Below are 25,925 nucleotides of genomic sequence, written 5' to 3'. Positions count from 1 at the left end.
GGACTCGGCCGTGTCGGAGTCGGGTGTCCGGAATGTGATCACGCCGTACCGGCGTGTCGCAAGCCCAAGCGTGGTGGCGGAGCCGGTAATGGAGATACCGTGCCGCCGTGAGGTCACCACGGCGTTGCTCCCGCAACGGCTGCCCCCGACAGGCCGTAGCCACGCTGACCTATGTCTACCACGAGTCGACAGCCGTGGTGGGCCCGCTCGCGGCCTTTGCCGAGCCGCACACCTACGACCTCTGCGAGCCGCACGCCCGGAGCCTGACCGCTCCCCGGGGCTGGGACGTCGTCCGGCACGAGGGCGAGTTCGAGCCGCCGCCGCCGACCACCGACGACCTGGTGGCGCTCGCCGAGGCCGTCCGCGAGGCGGCCCGCCCCGCCCCGCCCCGCCCGGACGAGGCCGAGTTCGATCCGCACACCGGGCAGCAGACCGGCCGGCGCGGCCACCTCCGGGTCATCCCGCCCAGCCATTGAACCGCGCCGGTGCGGGACGGCGAGCCGGCCCGTCGGCGTACCCTGCTCACGAGCGCCCGGCGCGGGCCCGGCGCCCAGCCGACGAGCCGGAGAAGGCGTGGAGCGCCCCGTGCCCCGGGCTTGTCGCCGGGGGCACGGGGCGCTGTGCGTGTTGTCAGCCGGCCGTGGATTCCGCACGGGTCGGTGCCCGCCGTCCACGACCCGGGTCAGGGCTGGCTGCGCGGTCCGTCCGGGTCGAGGCTGTCGATGAACTCGTGCGGCTGGTTCGCCTCCACCAGCGTCCGGGCGGCCCTCGCCTCCGCCGACATCTGGGCGCCGATCCGGTCGGTCGGCACGCCCGCCTGCCGGGCACCCTCGACGACCTCGGCGTACGCCTGGTCGGCGTATGCGTGTGCCGACGTGTACCGGTGGGCGGCGAGGGCGAACGTGGCCTTGCCGATCAGCCGGTCCGCCGCCGCGAGCTCGTCGCGGGCCCGGTGCGCCCGGGGCGAGGCGAGGACGTCGGCGGCGAGCCGGTTCGCCGCCTCGTAATAGGCGGCGGTGAGGAACCGGTCGCTGTTGTCGTGGTCGAACTGGCTGAAGTCCCAGTTCAGGTCGATGTAGCTCATCATCGAGTTGGTTTGGTCACCGGCGTTCACGAAGTAGAACCCGTCGGCCGGCTCGTAGTCCACCCCGGACGTACTGTCGTAGCCGTCGTGCGGATGGCTCATCCCGACGTGGTGGCCCACCTCGTGGATCAGCGTCGTGGTCAGGCCGTATCCGGCCTCGACCACCGCCGGGGAGACGAAGGCGAAGACGTACGACTGGGTGCCGTCGACGTAGTTGTCGTCGGCGAAGCCGAGGGCCGGCACGTCGGTCCCCTCCGGCACGGCGTAGCTGAACATCGGCAGCTCGTAGTCGACCCGTCCCTGGTCGTCCTGGGTACGCGCCAACTGCTTCCGGTTCTGCAGATAGAAGTTGGCGAAGCCGGGGAAGCCGGTCTCCGGATAGCAGGAGACGTCCTCCTCCACGGCCAGCCGGTAGCAGCGCTCGGCGTCACCGGTGAAGGGGAGGTCCTGGCTGTCGTAGTCGAGCCTGTTGCGCCAGCGCAGCTCGCGCAGTTCGGCGAGGAGCAGGTCGGGCTTGACGTACCTCCGGGAGGCGTCCACGCCCGGCCAGCCCTCGTAGACGTTGCTGTCGAGGTTGATCGAGCGCGGCGGCCCGGCCGTCGGCAGCTCCACCGGATAGAGCGGCGAGGTGGTGAAGAGCAGGTTCAGCGCGACGTACCGGGTGATCAACCCGAGGTCGCCGGCGAGCCTCCCCGGCGCCCGGTAGCCGCCGGGGGCGTATTCCCAGGTCGGCGGCATCCGGTAGTCCTCGACGCCGTTGTCGTCGAGGTCGGGGGTGTCCACGTTCCAGTTGGAGGTCCAGGACTCCGGGCCGGCCGACAGGTCGTGGAACCAGACCCGGTGGGTGGAGCCGAGGCCGTCCTCCTCGTCCCGCGCGGTGGTGCCGCCCCACGCGATGATCTTTCGACTGTCCCGCTCGACGCCGAAGTTGTATCCGGTGTCGGGATCCGGCTCGTTGGTCTTGGTGTAGACGTGGAACCGGAAGTCGGAGCGCCCGTACCAGTTGATGAAGAAGATCGTGTTGCGCCGGGTGTCGACCCCGGCCGGCGGGTTCTTGGCCAGCCAGCGCTCGACGCTGGGCGCGTCGATGTGGTGGTTGCCGGCGATGTCGAGGACGTTGCGCTGCTGCGCGTTGTACTCGGCCTGGAGCGAGGTGAGCGGAGCCGGCTCGGCCAGCCGCGTGAGCTCGCCGAAGAACCGGTCCTCGTAGCGCCGGTCGGCGTAGCTGATCCGGTAGTCGTAGGTGTAGTGCAGCCCGAGCTTCTCCTGGGTGCCGTACCAGAGCCGGGACCGCACCACCGGCTCGTAGCCGCGGGGCAGCCCGGCCTGGTACGCCGCCCGGGGCACCTGGTGCGACCCGTAGCCGACGAAGACCACGTTGACCGGGACCCGTTCGGTCAGCCGTGGCTGCCCACCGGGGTCGAGATGCTGGTATCGCGTCGTCGCGGCCTGGCTGCTCGCCGGTGCCAGCGACAGCACGGTGACCACCGCCGTGGCGGCCGCCACGACCATGGTGCGTCTCCTTCTCATGCCTGACCTTCCGCCGTCGGACCGTCGTCGAACGTGTGTCGCCCGAGCGTACGTCCCATGTGGATGGCAGGCCATCCGTCGACGTCAGTTTCTGCCACTGCGGTCGGGCCCCGGTCAGCCGGTCGGGCCGGCGCTGCCGTTCGCGTTTTCCGCGGCGACCCGGGTTCACCGGAGGCGGGGCGAGGACGGGGGATCTGGCGCCGCCCGGTCGGCCGGGTCAGACTGGGTGGGTGGCGGATGGCCGGGTGATCACCGTGCGCGGGGAGGACAAGCTGGTCCGGCGGGCCGGGCACCTCTTCACGGGCGTCCGGAGCGAGTTCGCCTGTGCCGCGACCGACCTGGAGACCTGGTCCCGGACCACCGCCCGGATGGGGTTGGTCGGCGGGGTCCGGTCGCACGTCCGGGCCGGTCTCACCGTGCGGAAGCTCTACACCGTCGCCGCGCTCGTCGACGACGCGCAGCGCGACCGCCTCGCCGCTGCCGCGGCCTCCGGACTCGGGGTACGGATCTGCGCGGCGCCGCTGCCGCACGAGACGATCATTCTCGACCGGAGGGTCGTGATCCTGGCCGGGGCGACGAGCGGCGCGGACCGGGAGTTCACCGTGGTCACCGTTCCGGAGCTGATCGCCGGGGTACGCGCGTTGTTCGAGGCCACCTGCTGCTGCAGCAGCTCGACTCCGACTCCCGCTTCCAGGCCGGCCTGCGGGCCGGGAGCCTCGGCCTGGGCCGCTGATCCGTTCCCGTCAGCTGGGGCTGCGCGGCGCGAGCAGGGCGGCGACCGGTGTCTTCGCGAAGTCGGTGGTGCTGTCGTGGTCGGTGCTCCGGCTGACGTCCGCCCAGGCGGTGGCCTCCCGGGAACGGGACTGCGCCGACTCCTCGGCCAGCCGGAGGGCGTCGGAGCCGAGCAGCAGCCGCAGCGGGGGCACGGCGAGCCCGACGATGTCGGCGATCACCCGGGCGGCCCGTTCGGGGTCGCCGGCCTGCTGGCCGTCCATCTCCCGTCGCAGGTCGTGCATGCGCCCGACCGTCGACCGGTAGTCCTCGCCCACCTCGGCCAGCCGCATCGACGCGCCTCCCCACTCGGTGCGGAAGGCGCCGGGTTCGACGATGGTGACCCGGATGCCGAAGGGCCTGACCTCGTGGTACAGCACCTCGGAGAAGCCCTCCACGCCGAACTTCGCGGTCTGGTACGCGCCCAGCCCCGGACTCCCGCCGACCCGGCCGCCGACCGAGGAGAACTGGAGGAAGTGCCCGGATCGGCGGGCCCGCAGCACCGGCAGGGCTGCCCGGGTGACGTTGACGACCCCGAAGAGGTTGGTCTCGATCTGGGCCCGGAAGTCCTCCTCCGGGGTCTCCTCGATCGGGGCGCTGTTGGCGTAGCCGGCGTTGTTGGCGACCACGTCCAGCCCGCCGAAGGTCTGCACCGCGGCCTGGACCGCCGCCCGTGCGCCGGACGGGTCGGTGACGTCGAGCGCGAACGGTCGCACCTGGTCGCCGTAGCGGTCGACGAGGTCGGCGAGCTGGTCGGGCTGCCGGGCGGTGGCGAGCAGGTTGTCGCCCCGGTCCAGCACCTCCCGGCTGAGCGCCCGACCCAGCCCCCGGGAACTTCCGGTGATCAGCCACGTCTTCGCCATGCTGCGATCCCCTTCGAGACGAGCGGTGTCCGGGTGATGGTGAGCCGGGACGGCTCGTGCTCGACTCTGCTATGTCCCGGGTCTGCGGGCGGCGGAAAGCGGAACGCCGCCACCCGTCCGGCTGATCGGCCGACCCGCCGGCCCGGCCGCGGCCGACCGGCGCCCCCGTCGTGTCGCCGGTCGGCCGCGAATTCACCAGGCCCACGCCTCCGGGCCCGGTCCACCGGAACCGATCGGCGGAAACAACTCGTCCAACCGGCGCAGGGTCTCGGTGCCGAGGTCGGTCCCGACCGCCCGCACCGCCAGGTCGAGCTGGTCGGCCGATCTCGGGCCGACGATCGGCGCCACCACTCCCGGCCGGGACAGCAGCCAGCAGAGCGCCACCGTGGTCGGCTCCTCGCCCAGCTCCGCGCAGAGCTTCTCGTATCCGGTCAGAGCCGCTCGATGCGGCTCGACCCGGTCGGCGGCGTGCAGGACGGCCCGGCCGGGAACCCCGTCCCGGATCTTGCGGAGTGCACCGGAGAGCGCGCCGAAGTGCAGCGGGGAGTAGGGCAGGATCCCGATGCCGAGGTCGATCGCCGCCGGCAGCACCTCCAACTCGACGTGCCGGGTGAGCAGGTTGTACTTGCACTGCTCGGAGACGAGGCCGAGGAAGTCGCGCCGGTCGGCGGCGGCCTGGGCGCGGGCGAGGTGCCAGCCGGCGAAGTTGGACGAGCCGACGTACCGGATCTTGCCCTGGAACACCAGGGTCTCCATCGCCTGCCAGATCTCCTCCCACGGCGTCTCCCGCTGCACGTGGTGCATCTGGTAGAGGTCGATCCAGTCGGTACCGAGCCGGCGCAGTGACGCGTCGCAGGCGGCCACGATGTGCCGGGCGGAGAGGCCGCCGTCGTTCGGCCAACTGCTCATCGGGGCGTAGACCTTGGTGGCGAGGACGATCCGGTCCCGTCGGCCGGTCCGGGCGAACCAGCGGCCGATGAACCGTTCGCTCAGGCCGTCGCCGTCCTCCCGGCCGTACATGTCGGCGGTGTCGACGACGTTGATCCCGTCGTCGTACGCCCGATCCAGCACGCGGTGGCTCTCCGCCTCGTCGATCTGCCAGCCGAAGTTCATGGTGCCCAGGCAGATCCGGCTCACGACCAGGCCGGTGCGGCCGAGGTGGGTGTATTCCATGCCGGGACGGTAGGCCCGGCCGCCGGCTGGTCGGGAGCGGTTCGAGCGTGCTCGAATGGCAGCATGCTGCGGATCGAGTTCGCCCCGGCCGACCTGGCCGGTCTCAGGTTCGCGCACTCGCCGATGGTCGAGGTGGTGACGAGCCTCTTCGCGCTGGAGCGCCCGGACCGGTTCTGGATGCATGCGGCCTGGCGGGACGGGGTGCGGCCGGCGCTCGCCAACGTTTCGCTGCGGACGCTCCGCGCCGTGGTGGCCGCGCCGACCTGCCAGGTGCCGGACTTCCTCACCCCGGTGCCCGCCGTCGCCCGCCCCACCCTGGACGAGGAGTTGCGGGTGATCGCGGAGACCCCGTGGGACGTGGTCGCCGCCGAGGTGGACCGGGCCTGGGCGGGCCATGCCGCGCCGCCGGAGATCGTCCGGTTCGGCACCGACCCGGCCGGCGGGCTGGCGGAGCTGGTCCGGCAGGTCCGGCAGTACGTCGCGCTGGCGATCGCGCCGGTCTGGCCCAGGCTGCGGGCCGTTGCCGAGGGCGAGATCGCGCACCGGGCGCTCGGTGCCGCCGAACGCGGTCCCCGGGCGCTGCTGCGCGGGCTTCACCCGAAACTGGACTGGGACGGTACGGCGCTGCTCCTCGCCTCGGCCAAGGAGCGGTGGTGGAGCCTGGACGGGCGTTCGCTGGCCCTGCTACCGGCCGGTTTCGCCGGCCCGATGGTCTATCCCGTGACCGCAGGGCCGATCGGCCGGGCGCTCTGGTATCCGCCCCGGGGATACGGTCGGCTCTGGGACGCGCCGGTTCCGGAGCGGCCGGCGGGTGGCGTACCGGGCGGGGCGGCCCCGGTCGAACCGCCGCCGGCGCTGGCCGCGCTGCTCGGCCCGACCCGGGCGGCGGTGCTCACCCTGTTGGCGGTGCCGCACAGCACCGGTGAGGTGGCGACCGCCCTGCGGCTGGCCCCGGCCACCGCCTCGCACCATCTGACCACGCTGCGCGACGCCGGCCTGGTGGTGGGCGAGCGGGTGGGCCGGCGGCTGCGCTATCTGCGTACCGGGCTGGGGGAGCAACTGGGTGCCGGGACACCGCCGTCCGGGCGTCCCTAGCGGTTTCCACCGTCCGGTGCGGGTCGGGGCGGGCTGGTCAGGGTCGCCCGGACCACCACACCCGGTTCGGGTCCCGCCTCCGCCACCACGATCCCGTCCGGGTTCCAGATCCTCGACCGGCCGGCGGTGTCGGCGAACCCTCCGCCGGTCGGGCCGGCGAAACTGGCGGTCGCCACCCAGACCCGGTGCGCGGCGGCGGTCCGGCGGGCCCGCTCCGCCTGGATGCCCCAATCCGCCGCGGAGTCCACCGCCCCCGCGACGTAGGCGTCGATGCCGAGCGCGGCGGTCTCGGCCGCGTGCCGGGGCACGCCGGTGTCCTTGCAGACCGCGAGCCCCAGCCGCCAGCCGGCCACCTCGACGACCGCCGGTGCGGGGCCCGCGGCGAAGTGCTCCGGCTCGGCCCCGCCCAGCCACATCTTCCGGTACGCCACCCGGGCTCCGGTGCCGTCGACGGCCAGCACCCCGATGTGCCGCCGTCCGCCGCCGCCCGGCACCGGGGCGCCGACCAGGGCCAGCGAACCCACCTCGGCGCAGGCCGCCACGATCGGGGCGAGCCGCGCGTCGTCGGCGCCGAGCGGGGCGGCGTCCAACTCGTACCCGGTGAGGGAGAGCTCGGGAAAGACCACCACCCGGGCGCCGGCGGCCCGGACCGCCCCGGCGTGGCCGCGCGCGTTCTCCGCCACGTCGTGGGCCAGACAGTGCGGTTGGGCGACGGCGAGGATCAACGGCTCACGCACCCGGCCGATGGTAGTCCGGCGCCGCCGGCCCGAGCCGGTCACCGGGCGCCGCCGGCCCGGGGCGTTCCAGGGCGACCCGGGGGAGCCAGCGTCCCAGCCGGGACGGCAGCCACCAGGCGCGGGCGCCGAAGAGGTGCATGGCGGCGGGCAGGATCAGGCAGCGGATGACGAAGCCGTCGACGAGGATGGCGACCGCCAGGCCGAGCCCGAACTGCTGGAGCATCCGGCCCGGGTCGAAGAGGAAGGCGCTGAAGACCACGATCATGATGGCGGCGGCGGCCGTCACCACCCGTCCGGTGGTGGCCAGCCCTTCGCGGATCGCGCCCGCCGCGTCGCGGTGCCGCTCCCAGTGCTCGTGCATCCGGGAGACGAGGAAGACCTCGTAGTCCATCGAGAGACCGAAGACGATCGCGAAGATCAGTACGGGAACGAACGCCTCGACCGGACCGGGCTGGACACCCAGGTTGCCGTACTGGAAGACGTAGGTGATCACGCCGAGCGCGCTGGCGACGCTGAGCAGATTGAGCAGCGCCGCCTTGACCGGGATCAGCAGGGACCGGAAGACGACCACCAGCAGCAGCGCGGAGAGGCCGACCACCACGACCACGAAGAGCGGCAGCCGGTCCGCGACCGCGTCGGCGAAGTCGACGGCCGCCGCCGTACCGCCGCCGACCAGGACCGGCACGCCGGTGCTCCGCTCGACCGGCGGCAGCACCTCGGTGCGGAGCCGGTCGACCAGCTCCATCGTCGCCGCGTCCTGCGGGGCGGAGGTGGGGACCAGCAGCAGGGTGTGCACCTGCCCGTCGGGTGCCGGGAACGGCGGGGTGACCGAGGCGACACCGTCGGCACCGGCCAGCGCGGCCGCCACCTCGGTCGCCGCCGGGTGGCCGCCCTCGACGACCACCACCAGCGGGCCGTTGTGCCCCGGGCCGAAGCCGGTCGAGATGAGGTCGTACGCCTGCCGGCTGGTGCTGCCCGGCGCGTCGCTGCCGGCGTCGGCGAAGCCCAGCCGCATGTCGAGGGCGGGCACCGCCAGCAGGAGCAGCAGCGCGGTGGGGAGCAGCAGGGCCGGCCAGGACCGGCGCTGCACCGTTGCCGACCAGCGGCGCCAGAGCGTGCCCTCGGTGCGCTTCGCCCGCTCCGCCCGGCGGCGGATGCCCCGCTCGACGCGGCCGCCGACGATCGCCAGCAGCGCGGGGAGCAGGGTGAGCGAGGCGAGCATCGTGACCAGGACCGTCAGCGCCACCGCCACGGCCACGCCCTGGAGCGAGCCGAGACCGAGCACGACGAGGCCGAGCAGCGCGATCACCACCGTGCAGGCGGCGAAGAAGACGGTACGGCCGGCGCTGTCCAGGGCGGTGCGGGTGGCGGTGCCCCGGTTGGCGCCGTGCAGCAGCTCCGACCGGAAACGCGAGAAGACCAGTAGGGCGTAGTCGATGCCGACGCCGAGCCCGACAAGCGCCATCAGCGGGGCGGTGTAGTCGGCGACGGTGGCGACGTGCGAGGCGAGCACGACCAGACCGAGCGTGCTCCCCACCGCGAAGATCGCGATTCCGATCGGCAGGGCGGCGGCGAGCAGCGAACCGAGGAGGATCACCAGGATGACCAGCGCCGCCAGCAGGCCCGCGCCCTCCGCCGCGCCGCCCTCGGACTCCTCGGCGACCCGGACCGGGTCTCCGGCCAGTTCCACCCGCAACCCGTCGCCGGCCACCGACCGGGCGGCGTCGATGACGGCCCGCACGTCCTCGGCCGGCACCTCCCCGCCCGGCCCGGTGAGGGTGACGCCGGCGTAGCCGGTGGTGCCGTCCGAGGTGATCGCCCGGGGATCCTCGTACGGGCTGGTCAGTTCGGCCACCGAGGTCATCCGGCGCACCCGCGCGAGCATCGGCTCGACACGCCGCCGGACCTCGGCGCCGCCGATGCCGTTCGCGTGGTGCAGGACGATCTGCACGCTGCCCGCCGTCCGCGTCGAGCCGTGTGCCCGGAGCGTGTCGGTGGCGGCCTGGGACTCGGTCCCGGGCAGCGAGTGGTCGTTGTGGTAGTCCGGGCCGACCGCCTGGGCGGCCACGGTGAGGCCGGCGAGCACGACCACCCAGATCAGCAGGGCGCTCCACCGCCGTCGGTAGGACCAGCCGGCCATCCGGGCGAAGACACCGGCCCGGTGCGGCCCAACCCCGCCGGACGGGGGCGGTGCGGCGGCGCGTCGTTGCGTGGGGCCTGATTCGGTGGGCATCGGATTTCTCCTCGTGCTCTCGGGATCGGCCTCGGGCCGGCTCCGTCGCCTGGTCGGTCAAGCAGTTAGGAGCCTACATGTAGTCTAACTACGCATTGGGGGAGGAGTCCGGGCGGCGGTCGCATCGAACTGCGAGCGGCAACCTGCCTGAGATGGGCGGGTTCGGCGAGTTCCGGAGCGTCGGCGCGCGGTCAGCGGGAGGTCGTTGTCGCCCGTGCCGTCGCGAGGCAGCGTGCGCCGTCCCGGGCCACCAGGAGCATCGGGAGAATCAGGAACACCAGCGCCACCGGGATCCGGGCGAGAGCCAGCAGACCCGTCGCCGGGCTGACGAGCGCGAGCAGCAGGCCGATCGCGCTGAAGGTGACCGCCACGGCACAGGCGAACAGCCCGGTGACACGGGTGCGCCAGGGTGTGCTGCCGAGCCGCGTGCTGCCGAGCCGGCGTGTCCCGGTGCCGAAGGTCCAGACGACGACCAGCGTGACCACGATGGTCAGCGCACCCAGCCAGCTCACCAGCGCGTCGAGGAAACCGGCCAGGCCGGACAGCGGATCCGGTCCGCCCCCGATCCAGTCGACCAGGTGCCAGATCGGCGGCTGGGCGATGAGGGTGGCGAAGACCAGCAGCGCCGTACGCCGCCCCTGCGCCAGCGCGAGCTCGGCCTGGTAGTCGGGCGCGATCCGGGCGACGTCGCCGAAGTCGTCGATCGCCTGCCGCGCGGCGGCCTCCGGCCCCAGACCGGTCTCCGCGTACGCCTCGGTCGCGTCGACCAGGCTGTCCCGGGCCTCCCGGAGCAGGCTCGCCCTGGCCCGCCGTGGCCCCCGTAGGGCCCGGTCGAGGTCGGCGAGATAGCCCTCAATCGCAGCAGTCACAGCTCACAATCCGTCGCGTACCGGCGTCCCAGTATGCCGGCCGGACCGCCGGAAGCGAAGCGTGCCCGACCCGGAGATCTCCCTGAGCGGCAGGCACCTACGGGTGCCGCCGTCACCCCCTCGCGGTGCGGCGCTCAGGCGGGTACGACGTAGGGAAACGAGCCGGAGCGGGCGTCCGCGGTGACGTCGGCGGTGAGGCGGCGGCGGTACTCGACCGGACGACGAGCCGGGTGGGCACGAGGTCGGTGCCCGGGTCGGCGGGCTCGTCGCGGATCTGCCGCAGCAGTGCCTGCACGCAGCGCCGCCCCACCTCGGCGAAGTCCTGGTGCACGGTGGTGAGCGGGGGAAGGTAGGCGGAGGCGTCCGGGATGTCGTCGAAGCCGACCACGCTCACCTCGCCCGGCACCTGCCGGCCGTACTCGTGCAGGGCCCGGAGCACGCCGAGCGCCATCTGGTCGTTGGCGGCGAAGACGGCGGTGCAGTCGGGCTCGGCGGCCAGCCGCAGCCCGGCCCGGTAGCCGGACTCGGCGGACCAGTCGCCGCGCTCCAGCGGCGGCACCGGACGGCCGTCCGCCTCGAGAACGGCACGCCACGCCCTGGCGCGCCGCTCGCTGGCGAACGACTCGGCCGGGCCGGCGACGTGCCACACCGTACGGTGCCCGAGGTCGAGCAGGTGGCGAACGGCCTGCCGGGCGCCGTCGGCCTGGTCGGTGTCGACGACGGGGTGCCGGTCCCCGGCGTCGGAGTCCACCACCACCGCGTGCACGCCGGGCGGCAGCGCCACGGTGCCGGTGTCGAGCAGGTGGATCTCGATGATGACGACGACGCCGTCGACGGCGAGCTCGCCCATCCGGGTGAAGGCGCCGAGCACGTTGTCCTGGGTGGGCGCGCCGAGCGGGATCAGCGTGATCGCGTAGCCCTCCATCGCGGCGTGCGTGGCGATCGCCTCGACGGTCCGGCTGTTGCCGGTGGAGGAGAGGTTGAACAGAATCACACCGATGGTGTTGAACTGCCCGTAGCGCAGGGCCCGGGCGGCGCTGTTGGGCCGGTAGCCGAGCTGCCGCATCGCGGCCAGCACCTGCTGTCGGGTCGTCTCGACCACCGCCGGATGGCCGTTGGAGACCCGGGAGACGGTCTGCGACGAGACCCCCGCGAGCCGGGCGACGTCCGCCATCGAGACCCGCTGCTTGCGGCGCCCGCCCGGGATCCCCGAGCCGCCGCGCTGGGCGCCACCGACCTGCATGGGTGGCCGGTGCCCCCGGGTCTCCGCCTCCATCGTCGCTCCTGCCCTGCGCCCAGACCGAAAGAAGCCCACGCCGAAAGCCCACGCCCGCGTCAGCCCACTCCCCGCGTCCAAGCCGTTACTTGACGGCCGTGGAGCGGAGTGCCACTATACCGCAACGCGAGTTTACGTAAACATTGCTCTGCGGCCCTCAGTCGGTACCCACTGTCATCGGGCACGAATCCCGTGGCAATGTTTACGTAACCGTCATCGCCCGGGGTCCGGGTGGGGAAGGAGCACACCGGTGGCTTCGGCAGGGCAGACGTACCGCCCGGCGGGCCGGAGAGCGCGGTCCGGCAGCCGGCGGTCCTGGGTCGGCTGGCAGTTCGTCGGCCCGTTCATGGCGGTCTTCGCGCTGGTCTTCCTCGCGCCGATCGCGTACTCGCTCTATCTGAGCGTGTTCCGGACCCAGCTCATCGGCGGCACCACCTTCGTCGGCCTGGAGAACTACGCCAACGCGCTGAGCGACCCGCAGTTCTGGTCGGCGTTCGGCCGGGTGGCGATCTTCCTCGCCGTACAGGTGCCGATCATGCTGTTCCTGGCGCTGCTGATCGCACTCGCCATCGACAGCGGCCGGCTCTACGGGTCGGCGTTCTTCCGGATCTCGGTCTTCCTGCCGTACGCCGTGCCGGCCGTCGTCGCCACCCTGATGTGGGGCTTCATGTACGGCACCCGGTTCGGCCTGGTCGGCAACCTCAACGAGGCGTTCGGCATCTCGCTGCCCGACCCGCTCTCGCCCGACCTGATCCTCGCCTCGATCGGCAACATCGTGACCTGGGAGTTCGTCGGCTACAACATGCTGATCCTCTATTCGGCCCTGCGGGTGGTGAACCCGTCCCTCTACGAGGCGGCGGCGATCGACGGGGCCGGCCAGCTGCGGATCATCACCGCGATCAAGCTGCCGGCGCTGCGCGGTCCGCTGCTGATCGCCACGATCTTCTCGATCATCGGCAGCTTCCAGCTCTTCAACGAGCCGACCATCCTGAAGACCCTGGCGCCGAACTCGATCACCACCTACTTCACGCCCAACCTCTACGCGTACTCGCTCTCCTTCGCCGGGCAGCAGTTCAACTACGCGGCGACGGTGGCGATCGTGATGGGCGTGATCACGATGATCGTCGCCTATCTGGTCCAGCTCCGCGCCACCCGGAAGGCGGTCTGAGCATGGCGACTGTGACCACCCCCACACCGCCGCGCGCGACGACCCGGCGCCGGCCGCCGACCGTACGCCGGCAGGCCCCGCGCCGCCGCCGGAGCGTGACGCTGACCGTGCTGGCCAGCCTGATGCTGATCTACGCGCTGCTGCCGCTCGCCTGGCTGCTGATCAACGCGACAAAGACCCAGCAGGGGCTCTTCGACTCCTTCGGGCTGGCCCCGGCCGGCGACTTCGCGCTCTTCGACAACATCGTCGACACCTTCCGCTACGACGGCGGCATCTTCACCCGATGGCTGCTCAACACCCTGCTCTACGTGACCCTGGGCGCCGGTGGCGCCACCCTGCTGGCCGCGCTCGCCGGCTACGGGTTGGCCAAGTTCGACTTCCCGGGCCGCAAGGGCGTCTTCGCGGTGGTCATCGGCGCCGTCGCCGTGCCCGGCACCGCGCTGGCGGTACCGACCTTCCTGATGTTCTCCCGGCTGGGACTGACCAACACCCCGTGGGCGATCATCATCCCCTCGCTGATCTCGCCGTTCGGGCTCTATCTGATGTGGACCTTCGCCACCGACGCCGTGCCGAACGAGATGCTCGAGTCGGCCCGGATCGACGGCGCCGGCGAGTTCCGCACCTTCTTCTCGGTCAGCGCCCCGCTGCTGGCGCCGGGGACCGTCACGGTGCTGCTCTTCAACGTCGTGGCCACCTGGAACAACTACTTCCTGCCCCTGATCATGCTCAAGGACCCGAACTGGTATCCGCTCACCATCGGCCTCGACGCCTGGAACCGGCAGGCCGGCACCGCGGGCGGTGAGGTGGTCTTCAACCTCGTGATCACCGGCTCCCTGCTCACCATCGTCCCGCTGATCGCGGCGTTCCTGCTGCTCCAGCGCTACTGGCAGTCGGGCCTCTCCACCGGAAGCGTCAAGGAATAACCCACCCCCAGCACATCCGCGACAGAAGAATTCCACGAAGGGAACCCTGATGATGCGCATACGACGCCGAACAATACTGGCGAGCGCGGTCCTCTCCGCCTCGCTGCTGGTCACCGCCTGCGGCTCCGGCGACGACGGCGGCTCCGCCGGGCCGGCCTCCGGTGCCTCCGAGGCCGAGATCCAGGCCGCCCTGGAGGCCGGCGGCACCATCACCGTCTGGGCCTGGGAGCCGACCCTCAAGCAGGTCGCCGCCGACTTCCAGGCCAAGTACCCGAAGGTGAAGGTCGATCTCGTCAACGCCGGCACCGGCAACGACCAGTACACCGCACTTCAGAACGCCGTCAAGGCGGGCTCCGGGGTGCCGGACGTCGCCCAGATCGAGTACTACGCGCTGCCGCAGTTCGTGCTCTCCAAGGCGCTGACCAGCCTCGACGGCTACGGCACCGACGCGCTCGACGGCACCTTCACCCCCGGCCCGTGGAACGCCGTGCGCTCCGGCGACGCCGTATACGGCCTGCCGATGGACTCCGGCCCGATGGCGCTCTTCTACAACAAGGAGGTCTTCGACAAGCACGGCCTCACTGTCCCGACCACCTGGGACGAGTACGTCACCGAGGCCGAGAAGCTGCACCGGGCCGACCCGAAGGCGTACATCACGAACGACGTCGGCGACGCCGGCTTCACCACCAGCATGATCTGGCAGGCCGGTGGCCGCCCCTACAGCGTCGACGGCACCACGGTCGGGGTCGACTTCGCCGACCCGGGCACGCAGAAGTTCACCGCCACCTGGCAGAAGCTCATCGACGGCAAGCTGCTCTCGCCCGTCACCAGTTGGAGCGACGACTGGTACCAGGGGCTCGGCGACGGCACCATCGCGACGCTGGTGATCGGCGCCTGGATGCCGGCGAACCTGGAGTCGGGCGTCAAGGCCGGAAACGGCAAGTGGCGGGTCGCGCCGATGCCGCAGTGGGAGGCCGGCGGCACGGTCACCGCCGAGAACGGCGGCAGCTCGCTGGCGATCCCGGAACAGGCCGCCAACAAGACCCTCGCGTACGCCTTCCTCAAGTACGCCACCGTGGACGAGGGCGCGCAGACCCGTGCCGACGGCGGTGCCTTCCCGGCCACCACCGCCCAGCTCAACGCACCGCAGTTCCTGGAGAAGGAGTTCCCGTACTTCGGCGGCCAGAAGGTCAACCAGGTGCTGGCCGAGTCGGCCCGGCAGGTCGCGCCCGGTTGGTCGTACCTGCCCTTCCAGGTCTACGCCAACAGCATCTTCGGCGACACCGTCGGCAAGGCCTACCTCGGCCAGGCCACCCTCGCCGAAGGGCTCAAGGCATGGCAGGACGCCTCGGTCAAGTACGGCCAGGAACAGGGCTTCACCGTCAAGTAGCAGGGTTCGTCGCGTACCGGCCGGCCGCCCGAGCGGTGGCCGGCCGGTCGTGTCCGCCCAAGCAGCACCGTCATCCTGGGGAGTTCGTCGTGGGAGAAGACCGCAGGCACCGCTGGCTCCGCTGGCCCTCGGACCCGGGCCGGGCACGGCTGGCGTACGGCGCCGACTACAACCCGGAGCAGTGGCCCCGCGAGGTGTGGCCGGCGGACGCCCGCGCGATGCGGGCCGCCGGGGTGAACATCGTCTCGCTGGCGATCTTCTCCTGGGCCCGGCTCCAGCCCGCCGAGCAGGAGTGGGACTTCGGCTGGCTCGACGAGGTCGTCGAGCTGATGGCCGCGAACGACATCGCGGTCGACCTGGCCACCGCCACCGCCTCACCGCCGCCCTGGCTCAGCGCGAAACACCCGGAGATCCTGCCCGTCGACCGCGACGGGCGTACCCTCTGGCCCGGCGGCCGGCAGCACTGGCGACCGACCTCGCCGGTCTTCCGCGAGCACGCCCTGCGGCTGACCCGCCGGCTCGCCGAGCGCTACGGCACGCATCCCGCGCTCGCCGCCTGGCACGTCTCCAACGAACTCGGCTGCCACAACATCTACGACTACTCCGACGACGCGGCGGCGGCGTTCCGGGCCTGGCTGCGCGACCGCTACGGCAGCCTGGAGGCGCTGAACCAGGGCTGGTCGACCTCGTTCTGGTCGCAGCACTACAGCGACTGGGCGCAGATCCTGCCGCCCCGCCGGGCCGCCTCCTATCCCAACCCGGGCCAGCAACTGGACTTCAAGCGTTTCTCCTCCGACGCGCTCAAGCAGCACCTGCGGGCCGAACGCGACCTGCTGCGCGCCCTGACCCCGGAGATCCCGGTCACCACCAACTTCATGGTGATGGGCGGGACCAGCGGCATGAACTACGCCGACTGGGCCGGCGAGGTCGACTTCGTCGCCAACGACCACTACCGCACCCCGGGGCCGCAGTCCTACGACGAACTCTCCTTCTCGGCGAACCTCACCGGCAACCTGGCGCAGGGCCGGCCCTGGTTTCTGATGGAACACTCCACAAGCGCCGTCAACTGGCAGCCGGTCAACGTCGCCAAGCGCCCCGGCGAGCTGGCCCGGGACTCGCTCGCGCAGGTGGCGCACGGCGCCGACGCGGTCTGCTTCTTCCAGTGGCGGCAGTCGGCGGGCGGCGCCGAGAAGTACCACTCCGCGATGGTCCCGCACGCGGGCGAGGAGAGCGAGGTCTTCCGCGCCGTGACCGAGCTCGGCGCCACGCTGCGGGCGCTGGCTCCGGTGGCCGGCACCCGGCGCGGGCGGGCGAGGGCGGCGATCCTCTTCGACTGGGAGTCCTGGTGGACCGCGGAACTCGACTCCCACCCCACCGACCGGCTCCGCTACCGGCAGGAGGCGCTGGACTGGTACACCGCCTTCCTCGACCTCGGGATCCGCGCCGACGTGGTGCCGGTCGCGGCGCCGATCGAGGAGTACGACCTGCTGGTCGCGCCGATCCTGCACGTCGTACCGGCGTCGCTGGCCGACCGGCTCCGCGGCTTCGTCGCGGGCGGCGGCCACCTGGTCAGCACCTACTTCTCCGGCATCGTCGACGAGCACGACCGGGTGTGGCTCGGCGGCTATCCGGGCGCGCTGCGTGACCTGCTCGGCATCCGGATCGAGGAGTTCGCCCCGCTGCGCGACGGGGAGAGCGTCGAGCTGGACAACGGCGGCACCGGCACGCTCTGGACGGACCGGATCGAGCGCACCGATCCCGACACGGAGGTGCTGGCCTCGTACAAGACCGGCGACCAGGCCGGCCGGGCGGCGATCACCCGCCGGACGGTCGGCGGCGGCTCGGCGGCGTACGTCTCCACCCGGCTCGGCCCGGCGGGCCTGACGCCCGTGCTGGCCGACCTGGCACACCGGGCCGGTGTGCACAGTGACCTGCCGGAGCACCTGCGGGGCCGGGTCGACCTCGCGGTACGCGGCCGCTACCGGTTCCTGGTCAACCGGACCGGGGCTCCCCTCGACGCCGCCACGCTCCGCGCGACCGCCGGTGCGGTCCTGCTGGAGCGGGACGGGGTGGTGGTCGTCGAGGGTGCCCCGGACTGACCCCGGGCAGGGTCAGAAGGCGTACGGGCCGAACCGCCCCCAGGCGACGAAGGCGGCCAGCGCGAGCAGCACCAGGTTCATCACGACCGACTGGGTCTCACCGCGCCGGCCGTGCGTCACGGCGGCACCGATCATCATCACGACCAGGCCGGTGGCGGCGAGCGGCACGAGGATCGGGGCGATGTCCAGCAGGGCCGGGAGGGTCAGCCCGATGGCGGCGAGGATCTCCAGGGCGCCGATCGTCCTGATCAGGTTGGGCGGGAACGGCTCGGCCCAGCCCATCCGGGGGTCGGTGACGAGCTTCTCCTTCGGCTGGAGCAGCTTCATCGCGCCGGCCCCGACGAAGGCGGCCGCGAGCACGATGGCGACGATCCAGAGGACGATGTTCATGATCGGGGAACTCCTTGGGTCGAGGGGTGGGAGTGGGGGTGGGAAAGGGTTGTCAGGGTCGTGCGCGTGCCTGGCCGACGGCGCGGCCACGCTCGGAGTCCGGGAAGCGGTCGAGCATCGCGTGCACGCCGACGGCGTCGGTGTTCGCGCCGAAGAGCCCGGTGCCGGGCTCCATGCGTACGCCCTCGGCCAGGCCGCCCGCGACGACCGGGTCGAAGCCGAGCGCGTCGACCAGGGCCGCGACCGTGGCGACGCCGTCCGGGTCGTCCCCGGCGATCGCGATCGCCCGGCGCCCAGCCGTGCCGGCGGGCCGGGCCTCGGACTCGAGGTCGTGGTAGCCCATGTGGTTGAACGCCTTGACGACCCGTGACCCGGACAGGAACCTCTGCACGGTCTCGCTGGAGGAGGTACGCGGGTCGGTGAGGTCGTCCCGGATCCCGTCCACCTCCCACCAGTAGTTCATCGCGTCGATCACCAGCTTGCCGCGCAGCGCCTCGGCCGGCACGCTGCGGTGCTTGCCGAGCGGAAGCGCCAGGATGACGATGTCGGCCCGCCCGGCGGCCTCGGCCGCGGTCACCGTGCTCGCGCCCGGGGCGAGGATCTCGACGATGAGCGCGATCTTCGACGGGTCGCCGGAGCCGGCCACCAGGACCCGGTGACCGGCGGCGACGGCGAGCCGGGCCAGCACGGTGCCGAGCTTGCCGGCACCGAGGATGCCCACGGTGGTGCTGCTCGTGCTGCGCGTCTCCATCGCCTCAGCCTGCCAGGATGTCGCGGACCGTCGGCGCCACCTTGGCGTCGAAGAGCTCGACGGCGCGCATCCTGGCGGCGGCCGGCTGGGCTCCGGCGGAGTAGATCAGGTCGAACCGCCCGACGCCGAGCGCCGTGACGGCCCGGGCGATCTTCCGGGCGACGGTCTCCGGGGAGCCGATGTAGAGCGACCCCTCCGCCACCTCGGCCTCGAACTCCGCCCGGCGCAGCGCGCCGGCCCCGTCCACCGGCACGTCGCCGAAGGTGTCGAGACCGAGCAGGAGCTCACTCACGGTGCTGCCCTCCACATGATTGACGCGTCAATCATGACGCCATATCATTGACGCGTCAAGTAGTGGAGGTGGTGACGATGGGAAGGGCACGGAAGCTTCCCACCCGGGACGAACTTCGCGTCTGGCGCGAGTTCGTCGAGACCACCGAGGCGCTGCGTACCACGCTCGCCGCCCGCCTCCAACACGACAGCGGGCTCTCCCGGAGCGACTACGCCGTGCTGCTCGCCCTGAGCGAGGCGACCGGGCACCGGCTCCGCTCCTCCGAGCTGGCCGCCCGGATCGGCTGGGAACGCAGCCGCCTCTCCCACCACCTCAACCGGATGGAGCGGCGGCACCTGATCCGGCGCGAGGAGTGCGCCGTCGACAGCCGGGGCGCCGAGGTCGTGCTGGAGTCCGTCGGCGCCGAGGCGTTCCACGCCGCCACGGTCCCGCACCTGCGCGCCGTACGCGAACTGTTCGTCGACGCCCTCACCACCGATCAGCTCGCCGCCGCCGCCCAGATCGCCGCCGCCCTGCGGACGCACCTGACGCGGCCGGCCCCGCCGCCGGACCCCGACTGACGACAGCGCGTCTCCCTGCCCCGCGGCTACCGGCGGGAACGTGGCGGGTGATCGCGTCCGGTCCAGGCGATGAATCGGGTGAGCAGTTCGACCAGGTCAGGTCTGGATTGCGGGTTGAGGGTGTCGGAGTGACTGGGGCCTGTCAAGACGACAGTGGCGTCCTGACCATCTGGCAATGTGACCACTCGGCACTTGCACAGCGTCGGAGTATGGGTCGCCACCTGTATGGGCCGCAGGAGTTGCAGGAGCGGCTACGCGTGTCCCGACAGCGGGTGCAGCGCGTCTAGTCCTTCCCCGGACGGGCGAGTTGCCGCAGGACGAGCAGGCCGCCGATGCCGGGGACCACGGCCGTGGCCCGGGTGCGGCGGACCCGGCTCAGCCGGACGGTGAGGACGATGACGAACAGGTAGGCGCAGCCGTGGATCGGTCCGATCGCGGAGGAGACCTGCGGCCAGTGCGCCGTGGCGAGGTTCGTCAGCAGGATGGCCAGGGTCGCGAGCTCCGCCCCCGCCGCAAGGCGCAGTGCCGGTAACGGACTCACGCCTACACCCCGGTCGTGGAGCCGGGTCGGACGATCATCAGCACGGTGACCACGGCCCACAGGATGTTGAACATCCCGGTGTACATGGCCAGCCGTGCCGGCCCCCGCGTATCGACGTCCGGGCCCGCCGCCGGGCCGAGAATGCGGGCCTGGCGTGGCAGGACGAGCAGCACGAGTACGCCGGCGGCGGCCGTGGTCAACGCGATCGATGTGATCAGCCACGCGTCGCCGAGCACGCCGAGACTGCTGGCGGTGGCGAGCCCGAACACGGGTACCACGATCCCGACGGCGGCGTAGACGCGGCAGATCCGGTGCAGGGAGTGGAGCACGGCCAGGTCCCGGTCGGTGCCGGACCCGGCCATGGCGCGGCGCGCCATCCGGGGAAACATGCTGGCGGCGACGGTCACCGGCCCGATCGCGACGATCGCGGCGAGCACGTGGACCGAGAGCAGAAACGTGGTCATCGGCGCTGCCAGCAGCTCACGGCGGGGCGGGTCGGGTGGTGCGTCCGGCGGTGGTGGCCGGACGACCACCGTGCGGCGCGGATGACACGTGTGCTGAAGCGCGCGGGCAACCGGACCAGTCCTTCTTCGTCGGCGGTGAGGCCGACACTATTCAGCCGGTACGAGGCCGGGTAGCGGCTGGATTGCCATACTCCAACGGTTTCTCGCCAACGTGATCCCGCCCCGGTCGACCGCGTCGCCGACCGGGGCGGGTCGGCTGTCGGGTCGGGGCGCCTTTCCGGCGGGGCTTCCCGGGCCCACAACCACCAGCCACCGGCGGAGCCGGCGCCACACGGCGTATTCCGTCAGGCCGGAGGGCTCTCGGGGCGGGTGGCCAGGCGCATCGCGTGGGTCACCGCGGCGCCGATCACCTGCACGCCCCGGGTGGAGGTGGGATGAAGGCCGGTCAGGTCGCCCGCCCGGTGCAGCCGGTAGTCGAGGGTCCGCGGATGGATCCGCAACGCGCTGGCGGCCTCGGTCCGGTTCATGTCGTGGCGGTAGAAGGCGTCCAGGGTCCGGATCAGGTCCGGGCCCCCGTCGAGCAACTCGCCGAGGGCCCGTAGCCAGCGGTCGACCTCGGGCAGCTCGCCGAGGGCGAGTTCGACGATGACGTCGGCCACGGTGTGCACCTGTCGCGGCGTACGCTGCACCGGCGCGACCCGGCTGATCCGGCGGGCCAGCGCGGTCGCCTCGCGGAGGTGGCCGGACCGGCCCACCGTGGATCCGGCCGCGCAGGGCCGGTCGACCATCTCGTGGAGGTCCCTGAGCACCGACACGGCGTCGCCGTCCACCGGGACGAACGGTGTGGCCGCGACCGTCGCCGGGGTCAGCACCACGAACTCGTCCGGGGTACGCCACATCATCGGGAACCGGTGGGTGTTCAGGAGCGCCTCCACCGCGGCGGTCCGGACCTTGTCGGTGAACGGGCCGACGTCGTCATGGATGCGGACCACCGTCACCCAGGTCCGGGCTCCGGCGGCGACGGCGAGCCCGGCGGCGAGTTGACCCGCCGCAGGGTCGTCGCTGAGGAGCATCGCCGCCAGCCGCTGGACCCGGCGCGGGAACGACACGATGTTCCGCTGGCCGGCCAGGAAGCCACGGGTGTAGGCGTTCTGGGCGTGCACCCCGTTGACGCCGATCCAGCGAAGGATGTGCAGCACGTCGGCGATCTCGTCCGGGCCCGCCGCCTCCCGTACCTCCTGCAACGTCAGCGTGGTGTGCAGGCTCCGCACCGCCCGTTCGGTCTCCGGCGAGATGCCCCGCTCGCCGCGCTCCTGGCCGACCGACGCGATGAAGTGAAGGTCGTCATCGGCGAACGGGTGGTCGTTCTCGGCGAGTTCGGCGGTACGGCGGCGCAGCACCACCGCGAAGTCGAACATCGTGGTCAGAGCCGTCCCGGTCGCTTCCATTCTCCGGAAATCGTCTAATTCGCGGCGGTAGGTGGCAACAGCGCGGCGGGCATTGGCGTCGACCTGGCGGCGCAGGTGATGGAAGAGATCACCCATGACACCTCCCTGCGGGCACCGCGGGCACCGCGAACGTGGATGCGGGGCGGTGCACTGTCATCAATGACAAGCGCGTCGCCCGATCCAGCCGACGAACTTTATCAATGTTCACGAAGACGCGACAACAGGGCGGCTGGCACCCTGTCGGCAAACCCTTTGCCCGAGTGATCCACGAACACACTTCAGGAGGTGGAGATGACGGCCAGAATCCGGCGCAGGTTGGCCACCGCCGTGCTGGCGCTGGTGGTCGTCGTGCCGGGCACCGCGCAGCCGGCACAGGCCACGGACGACGACGGAGCCGCCGACTCGGTCATCACGTTGGCGTTCACCGCCTTCCGGGCCTTCCGCGGCGGAGGCCTGTCGGCGGAAGACGTCGAAACGCTGGTCCGGGAGGTCGTCGGCGCCGTCAACGCGGTCCAGAACGAGACGATCGGGCACGTCGACGGACTCGAAGCGGCCACCGTGCTGGGACACACCCGTGAGATCTCCTACGACATGGAGGACTATGCCGTCGTCAGGCAGGAGGAAATCATGCTGTGGAATTTCGGGCAGAAACTCGGCGGGTACGCCAACAACGCGTACGCGAAGTACGGCGCCGTGAGCAGCAAGAAGGCCAAGGACCAGATCGGCCTGGCGGCCAACACCATTTATCCGATCACCCTCGTGGTCCGTAAGGACGCCGGTGCGCTCAACGGCCTGCCCCGCTACGAGGCGGACTACCAGGATCTGAACCGCAGGATCGTCGCCGATCTGGAACCGGTCTGCACCTCACGGGTGCGGGAGGGCACGCCCTCGTTCATCAGCGAGGTGCACTACGAATGCGTCGCGGCCAACGGCGACACGTCGTCCGACTACCAGATCCGCAACGACATGACCGGCCAGTGGCTACGCGGACCGGTCGATCTGAACCAGCTCAAACTCGAGTCCGCCATCGATTCGGCCTGGGTGGTCGCCAAGGAACTCCTGGAGCAGAACCCGTGAGAAGCAAACTGTTACGCGGCATCGCCGCCGCCACTGTCGCGGTCACGCTCGGCGTGGGCGGCACCGTCACGCCGGCCCGAGCCCAGGCCCGGGTGCAGGCCCAGGCGTCGGCGGAGAGCGGTGACGACTACCAGGCCCAGGCCTTCGACTGGACCAGCTTCGTGGTCGCGGTGGCTCAGGCCGCCCTCAGCGGTGGTGGCGGCGGGGGCGGCGACCTGGAGGCGGCGATCCAGCAGATCATCGGCGCCGTCGAGCAGTCCAGGACCGAGATTCTCGACCACATCGACGCCATCGCCGCCGCCGAGGTACAGGCGTGCGCTCGGCACCACACCATCGAACTCGGGGACATCGACCAGATGCCCCCGACCGTGCTCCGGCTCTGGGCGCAGGACGCCACCGCCTGCGCCACGCTGGCCAGCGCCTTCTTCAACTCGGTGCAGAGCCTGGCCTCGGCCGACCGGATCGGTTTTCTCGTTCCGGAGATCTACGCCATCGCCATGGCGGCCCGCGCCGAGGCCGGTCTGAGTGTCAACCTGCTCCTGGGCGACCTGATCCGCACCCACGAGGCCATCGTGGCGCGGCTCGCGCCGACCTGCCGGTACTTCTTCCGGCAACTCAGCCCCACGGTCCCCGTCGCCGAGAAGATCTATGAGTGCGTCGCCTACAACGGCGACCTGGCGCAGGACAGTGAGCTGTGGCTCGGCCCGGACCGGCTCGGTCCGCCGATCAACCCGACGGCCGTCGAGAACACCGCGACCCGCAACACCAGCCGGCCGTTGTCCCAGGACGCGCTGCCGAAGCTGCGGCAGGTCCCGCTCTGACCCAGCTCAGTAACGTAGCTGTTTCGTGCTTGCCGTCGAGACGGTGTGCATAGGCGCAGATCGTCGTTCGGTGTGTGCGGGCATGCCGTGGACCCGGAGTTCGCGCCGGGTCCACGGTGGCTTGTGCGGCAGTCGGTGGCGGCGGTGCCGTCAACGACTCAGTACTGGCTCGGTGAATCCACTGATGGCGGTGCCGCGCCTGGTGTCTACGTTGGCGGGCATGGGCATTCGGTCCACGATGGAGCCGGGTCGTCGCGGCGTCGCGTAGTACGGCAGCCGGTGCGTCCAGTGATTGAGAGGTGATCGTTCAGCGGTCGTGTCTTGGTCTGAAGCTCGTCGTTGCTTGCCGGTGTGAGTCCGGTCCGGGTAGCTGCCAGGAGGCCCGGTAGCAGGCTGGCGGCTTGGTCTGGAAACGGGCCGGGTCGAAGCCCAGCGTCGAAAGCCCTGTTGGGGGAGCAAATCAGCGGTCCGTAGCGGAGAGCGAAGCCTGCCGCGTCGTTAGACATTGGGGGAGAGCCGAGCCGGGCGGTTCACGGTGAAGGCCATGGAAGCGGTGAAGAGCCTGGAGGCGCAGCCGCGAAGGACTCCCCGGCGTAAGAGGGCGCGGAACGTTGAGACAGTAACGGCGGGAACTGGAGAGGCCCTCCCCGGCCGAAGCGCCCTGCGATCGGCGCGGACGGCTCGTCTTATAACCGGTGTGGAGCCGGGAAGTGGATCGGGTGCCGGGAGGGAGTCGGAGGCGGTCGTAGTACCGATCGAGCCGGGCGGACAACATAACCGCCGGTGAGGGAAGGGCCGCTGCTTCGTTCATGCGTGGTGTCTGGGAGGAGGGGCCCGGTGAGTGCCGATCAGGCTAGTTCCACCGCGTCGGGGTCCACGAGGGACTCGGTTCGTGTCTTGCAGCATGCGCTGTACCGGTCGGCCAAGGCTGATCCGGGACGACGGTTTCATGCGCTGCGAGACAAGGTCTATCGCAGAGACGTCTTGTGGCGGGCGTGGGTCGCGGTGCGCCGCAACGGTGGCGCTGCGGGTATCGACGGAACCACCCTGGCCGATGTCGAGGAGTACGGCGTTGAACGGCTCCTGGATGAGGTGGCCGAGGAGTTGAAGGGCGGACGGTGGCGTCCGTTGCCGGCGCGGCGGGTGTTGATACCCAAGCCCGGGACGAGCGAGCAGCGTCCGTTGTCGATTCCCTCGGTCCGTGATCGTGTCGTGGAGGCTGCGGTGAAGATCGTGCTCGAGCCGATCTTTGAAGCGGATTTCCTTCCGTGTAGTTTCGGGTTCCGCCCGAGGCGCTCGGCGCACGATGCCTTGCAGGTGTTGATCGATGAATCCTGGCGGGGCGCGCGGTGGGTGGTCGAGACGGACATCGCCAACTGTTTCACGGCGATCCCGCATGAGAAGTTGATACAAGCGGTGGAGGAACGTGTCAGCGACCAGGCGGTCCTGAAGCTTCTGCGCGTGATGCTGCGGGCGGGAGTGATGCAGGAGGGGACGGTGCGCCGTGAGGTGTCCGGAACCCCGCAGGGCGGTCCGGCGTCGCCGCTGTTCTGCAACGTGTATCTGCACCGGCTGGACCGGGCGTGGAACACCGCAGAGCATGGGGTGCTGGTCCGCTATTGCGATGACCTGGTGGTGATGTGCCAGTCACGGGAGCAGGCCGACGCCGCGTTGGCGGCATTGACGGTCCTGCTGGGCGATCTGGGGTTGGAACCCAAGGCAGCCAAGACCCGCATCGTGCACCTGGTTGAAGGGGGACAGGGGCTGGACTTCCTGGGCTTCCACAATCGGCTGGTGCGCGGGCGGACTCCCCGGTCGGCGCATCTGGTCTTCCTCGCCCGTTGGCCCGCCCGTCGGGCTGTTCAGCACGCGAGGGACCGGATCCGCTCCATTACGGCCCGGGCCCGTCTGCTGGTACCGGTCGAGCAGATCGTCGAGGAACTCAACCTGTTCCTACGCGGATGGGCAGGGTACTTCCGTTACGGGAACTCAGCCCTGCTGCTCGGCCAGATCAGGAACTACGCCCTGACCCGACTCGCGTTGTGGTTGTCCAAGCGGGGCAAACGCCGCCGAGCGTGGGGATGGGGGATGACCCAGGTGTTGCTCTCTCCGAGTCATCTGGGCTTGATCAGCCTCGATGGAATCGTCGTACCACCCAGGCCCTTCCGGGTCTGGAAACGCTGAATGCCGCCGGTGAAGAACGTCGGTAAGCCGTGTGCGGGAGAACCGCATGCACGGTTTGACGGGCGGGAGCTGGAAACGGGGCAGATATCGCGCCACGGTCACGGAGAAGAACGACCCTGCGGGAAACCGTGCGGTCACCGAGGCTCCGTGTCCTACCGCCGATCAACGCCACCGCGCCAGTTCCCG

Annotated in this window: 23 protein-coding genes; 10 read left to right on the top strand and 13 right to left on the bottom strand. The window is 71.4% G+C overall.

The genetic code is table 11. The annotated features are described in order from the left end of the window. Positions 1–107 precede the first annotated feature (107 nt). Entirely contained in the window at positions 108–476 is a 369-nt protein-coding gene (locus tag ACN27G_RS24390) for a DUF3499 domain-containing protein (RefSeq protein ID WP_421495089.1), read from the top strand. Positions 477–682: 206 nt separating this feature from the next. Here the strand turns inward: ACN27G_RS24390 and ACN27G_RS24385 are convergent, their stop codons facing one another. From ACN27G_RS24385 to ACN27G_RS24375, 3 genes are all read right to left on the bottom strand, one after another. Then, positions 683–2,596, bottom strand: a complete 1,914-nt coding sequence (locus ACN27G_RS24385; RefSeq protein ID WP_421495088.1) for a hypothetical protein — start codon at positions 2,594–2,596, stop codon at positions 683–685. Between the two features lie 761 nt (positions 2,597–3,357). Continuing rightward, positions 3,358–4,248 (bottom strand): oxidoreductase, encoded by an 891-nt coding sequence (locus tag ACN27G_RS24380; RefSeq protein ID WP_421495087.1) that lies wholly within the window; start codon positions 4,246–4,248, stop codon positions 3,358–3,360. A 192-nt stretch (positions 4,249–4,440) separates the two neighbouring features. Further along, entirely contained in the window at positions 4,441–5,421 is a 981-nt protein-coding gene (locus ACN27G_RS24375; RefSeq protein ID WP_421495086.1) for an aldo/keto reductase, read from the bottom strand. Positions 5,422–5,484: 63 nt separating this feature from the next. Here ACN27G_RS24375 and ACN27G_RS24370 point away from each other — a divergent pair, with 63 nt between their 5' ends. Then, a complete protein-coding gene (locus ACN27G_RS24370) occupies positions 5,485–6,516 on the top strand; it encodes an ArsR/SmtB family transcription factor (RefSeq protein WP_421495085.1) in 1,032 nt (343 codons plus the stop codon). On the opposite strand, the gene ACN27G_RS24365 is transcribed toward ACN27G_RS24370, so the two are convergent. From ACN27G_RS24365 to ACN27G_RS24350, 4 genes are all read right to left on the bottom strand, one after another. Then, the gene (locus ACN27G_RS24365; protein ID WP_421495084.1) at positions 6,513–7,253 is read right to left on the bottom strand and encodes a nitrilase-related carbon-nitrogen hydrolase; all 741 of its coding nucleotides are present in this window, start codon (positions 7,251–7,253) and stop codon (positions 6,513–6,515) included. The genes ACN27G_RS24370 and ACN27G_RS24365 overlap by 4 nt on opposite strands. Beyond that, entirely contained in the window at positions 7,246–9,486 is a 2,241-nt protein-coding gene (locus tag ACN27G_RS24360; protein ID WP_421495083.1) for an MMPL family transporter, read from the bottom strand. Before ACN27G_RS24360 ends, ACN27G_RS24365 begins: the two co-directional genes overlap by 8 nt. 191 nt (positions 9,487–9,677) lie before the next feature. Continuing rightward, positions 9,678–10,355, bottom strand: coding sequence for a permease prefix domain 1-containing protein (locus ACN27G_RS24355; RefSeq protein WP_421495082.1), 678 nt, complete (start codon positions 10,353–10,355; stop codon positions 9,678–9,680). A 112-nt stretch (positions 10,356–10,467) separates the two neighbouring features. Then, a complete protein-coding gene (locus ACN27G_RS24350; RefSeq protein ID WP_421495081.1) occupies positions 10,468–11,631 on the bottom strand; it encodes a LacI family DNA-binding transcriptional regulator in 1,164 nt (387 codons plus the stop codon). A 250-nt stretch (positions 11,632–11,881) separates the two neighbouring features. Between ACN27G_RS24350 and ACN27G_RS24345 the strand changes: the two genes are divergently transcribed. The 4 genes from ACN27G_RS24345 to ACN27G_RS24330 all read left to right on the top strand — a co-directional run bounded on the left by ACN27G_RS24345 (position 11,882) and on the right by ACN27G_RS24330 (position 17,211). Beyond that, positions 11,882–12,799 carry a carbohydrate ABC transporter permease gene (locus ACN27G_RS24345; RefSeq protein ID WP_421495080.1) on the top strand — a complete coding sequence of 306 codons (918 nt, stop codon included), beginning with the start codon at positions 11,882–11,884 and terminating at the stop codon, positions 12,797–12,799. 122 nt (positions 12,800–12,921) lie between these two features. Continuing rightward, a complete protein-coding gene (locus ACN27G_RS24340; protein WP_421497442.1) occupies positions 12,922–13,722 on the top strand; it encodes a carbohydrate ABC transporter permease in 801 nt (266 codons plus the stop codon). A gap of 49 nt (positions 13,723–13,771) precedes the next feature. Beyond that, positions 13,772–15,112, top strand: coding sequence for an ABC transporter substrate-binding protein (locus ACN27G_RS24335; protein ID WP_421495079.1), 1,341 nt, complete (start codon positions 13,772–13,774; stop codon positions 15,110–15,112). Between the two features lie 89 nt (positions 15,113–15,201). Then, positions 15,202–17,211 carry a beta-galactosidase gene (locus ACN27G_RS24330; RefSeq protein WP_421495078.1) on the top strand — a complete coding sequence of 670 codons (2,010 nt, stop codon included), beginning with the start codon at positions 15,202–15,204 and terminating at the stop codon, positions 17,209–17,211. Positions 17,212–17,223: 12 nt separating this feature from the next. Here the strand turns inward: ACN27G_RS24330 and ACN27G_RS24325 are convergent, their stop codons facing one another. Genes ACN27G_RS24325 through ACN27G_RS24315 form a run of 3 tightly spaced genes read right to left on the bottom strand, consistent with a single transcriptional unit; the run spans position 17,224 to position 18,644 of the window. Further along, a complete protein-coding gene (locus ACN27G_RS24325; protein WP_421495077.1) occupies positions 17,224–17,601 on the bottom strand; it encodes a DoxX family protein in 378 nt (125 codons plus the stop codon). 52 nt (positions 17,602–17,653) lie between these two features. Continuing rightward, positions 17,654–18,352, bottom strand: coding sequence for an NADPH-dependent F420 reductase (locus ACN27G_RS24320; protein WP_421495076.1), 699 nt, complete (start codon positions 18,350–18,352; stop codon positions 17,654–17,656). Positions 18,353–18,356: 4 nt separating this feature from the next. Next, positions 18,357–18,644 (bottom strand): hypothetical protein, encoded by a 288-nt coding sequence (locus ACN27G_RS24315; protein ID WP_421495075.1) that lies wholly within the window; start codon positions 18,642–18,644, stop codon positions 18,357–18,359. A 77-nt stretch (positions 18,645–18,721) separates the two neighbouring features. Here ACN27G_RS24315 and ACN27G_RS24310 point away from each other — a divergent pair, with 77 nt between their 5' ends. Further along, positions 18,722–19,204: a MarR family winged helix-turn-helix transcriptional regulator gene (locus tag ACN27G_RS24310; protein WP_421495074.1), complete on the top strand. Its 483-nt coding sequence runs from the start codon at positions 18,722–18,724 to the stop codon at positions 19,202–19,204. A 283-nt stretch (positions 19,205–19,487) separates the two neighbouring features. Here ACN27G_RS24310 and ACN27G_RS24305 read toward each other — a convergent pair whose 3' ends face one another. The 3 genes from ACN27G_RS24305 to ACN27G_RS24295 all read right to left on the bottom strand — a co-directional run bounded on the left by ACN27G_RS24305 (position 19,488) and on the right by ACN27G_RS24295 (position 21,753). Continuing rightward, a complete protein-coding gene (locus tag ACN27G_RS24305) occupies positions 19,488–19,745 on the bottom strand; it encodes a DUF3817 domain-containing protein (RefSeq protein WP_421495073.1) in 258 nt (85 codons plus the stop codon). Between the two features lie 2 nt (positions 19,746–19,747). After that, the gene (locus ACN27G_RS24300) at positions 19,748–20,209 is read right to left on the bottom strand and encodes a hypothetical protein (RefSeq protein WP_421495072.1); all 462 of its coding nucleotides are present in this window, start codon (positions 20,207–20,209) and stop codon (positions 19,748–19,750) included. Between the two features lie 344 nt (positions 20,210–20,553). Next, positions 20,554–21,753 carry a PucR family transcriptional regulator gene (locus ACN27G_RS24295; RefSeq protein WP_421495071.1) on the bottom strand — a complete coding sequence of 400 codons (1,200 nt, stop codon included), beginning with the start codon at positions 21,751–21,753 and terminating at the stop codon, positions 20,554–20,556. 195 nt (positions 21,754–21,948) lie between these two features. Here ACN27G_RS24295 and ACN27G_RS24290 point away from each other — a divergent pair, with 195 nt between their 5' ends. From ACN27G_RS24290 to ltrA, 3 genes are all read left to right on the top strand, one after another. Beyond that, positions 21,949–22,734 carry a hypothetical protein gene (locus ACN27G_RS24290; protein WP_421495070.1) on the top strand — a complete coding sequence of 262 codons (786 nt, stop codon included), beginning with the start codon at positions 21,949–21,951 and terminating at the stop codon, positions 22,732–22,734. Next, positions 22,731–23,555 (top strand): hypothetical protein, encoded by an 825-nt coding sequence (locus ACN27G_RS24285; protein WP_421495069.1) that lies wholly within the window; start codon positions 22,731–22,733, stop codon positions 23,553–23,555. Before ACN27G_RS24290 ends, ACN27G_RS24285 begins: the two co-directional genes overlap by 4 nt. An 837-nt stretch (positions 23,556–24,392) precedes the next feature. After that, positions 24,393–25,739: a group II intron reverse transcriptase/maturase gene (gene ltrA / locus ACN27G_RS24280; RefSeq protein WP_421495068.1), complete on the top strand. Its 1,347-nt coding sequence runs from the start codon at positions 24,393–24,395 to the stop codon at positions 25,737–25,739. Positions 25,740–25,925 lie beyond the last annotated feature (186 nt).

This window comes from Plantactinospora sp. WMMB334 (assembly GCF_049179095.1).
GTDB lineage: Bacteria > Actinomycetota > Actinomycetes > Mycobacteriales > Micromonosporaceae > Plantactinospora.
Note: the sequence above shows the minus strand (reverse complement) of the source record. Positions and strands in the feature narration are given on the sequence as shown.

Excerpts from the sequence above, each read along its gene's own strand:
- ACN27G_RS24385 (WP_421495088.1), bottom strand. The coding sequence starts at position 2,596 with ATGGTCGTGGCGGCCGCCACGGCGGTGGTCACCGTGCTGTCGCTGGCA.
- ACN27G_RS24380 (WP_421495087.1), bottom strand. The coding sequence starts at position 4,248 with ATGGCGAAGACGTGGCTGATCACCGGAAGTTCCCGGGGGCTGGGTCGG.
- ACN27G_RS24375 (WP_421495086.1), bottom strand. The coding sequence starts at position 5,421 with ATGGAATACACCCACCTCGGCCGCACCGGCCTGGTCGTGAGCCGGATC.
- ACN27G_RS24370 (WP_421495085.1), top strand. The coding sequence starts at position 5,485 with ATGCTGCGGATCGAGTTCGCCCCGGCCGACCTGGCCGGTCTCAGGTTC.
- ACN27G_RS24360 (WP_421495083.1), bottom strand. The coding sequence starts at position 9,486 with ATGCCCACCGAATCAGGCCCCACGCAACGACGCGCCGCCGCACCGCCC.
- ACN27G_RS24350 (WP_421495081.1), bottom strand. The coding sequence starts at position 11,631 with ATGGAGGCGGAGACCCGGGGGCACCGGCCACCCATGCAGGTCGGTGGC.
- ACN27G_RS24340 (WP_421497442.1), top strand. The coding sequence starts at position 12,922 with ATGCTGATCTACGCGCTGCTGCCGCTCGCCTGGCTGCTGATCAACGCG.
- ACN27G_RS24335 (WP_421495079.1), top strand. The coding sequence starts at position 13,772 with ATGATGCGCATACGACGCCGAACAATACTGGCGAGCGCGGTCCTCTCC.
- ACN27G_RS24325 (WP_421495077.1), bottom strand. The coding sequence starts at position 17,601 with ATGAACATCGTCCTCTGGATCGTCGCCATCGTGCTCGCGGCCGCCTTC.
- ACN27G_RS24320 (WP_421495076.1), bottom strand. The coding sequence starts at position 18,352 with ATGGAGACGCGCAGCACGAGCAGCACCACCGTGGGCATCCTCGGTGCC.
- ACN27G_RS24310 (WP_421495074.1), top strand. The coding sequence starts at position 18,722 with ATGGGAAGGGCACGGAAGCTTCCCACCCGGGACGAACTTCGCGTCTGG.
- ACN27G_RS24300 (WP_421495072.1), bottom strand. The coding sequence starts at position 20,209 with ATGACCACGTTTCTGCTCTCGGTCCACGTGCTCGCCGCGATCGTCGCG.
- ACN27G_RS24295 (WP_421495071.1), bottom strand. The coding sequence starts at position 21,753 with ATGGGTGATCTCTTCCATCACCTGCGCCGCCAGGTCGACGCCAATGCC.
- ACN27G_RS24290 (WP_421495070.1), top strand. The coding sequence starts at position 21,949 with ATGACGGCCAGAATCCGGCGCAGGTTGGCCACCGCCGTGCTGGCGCTG.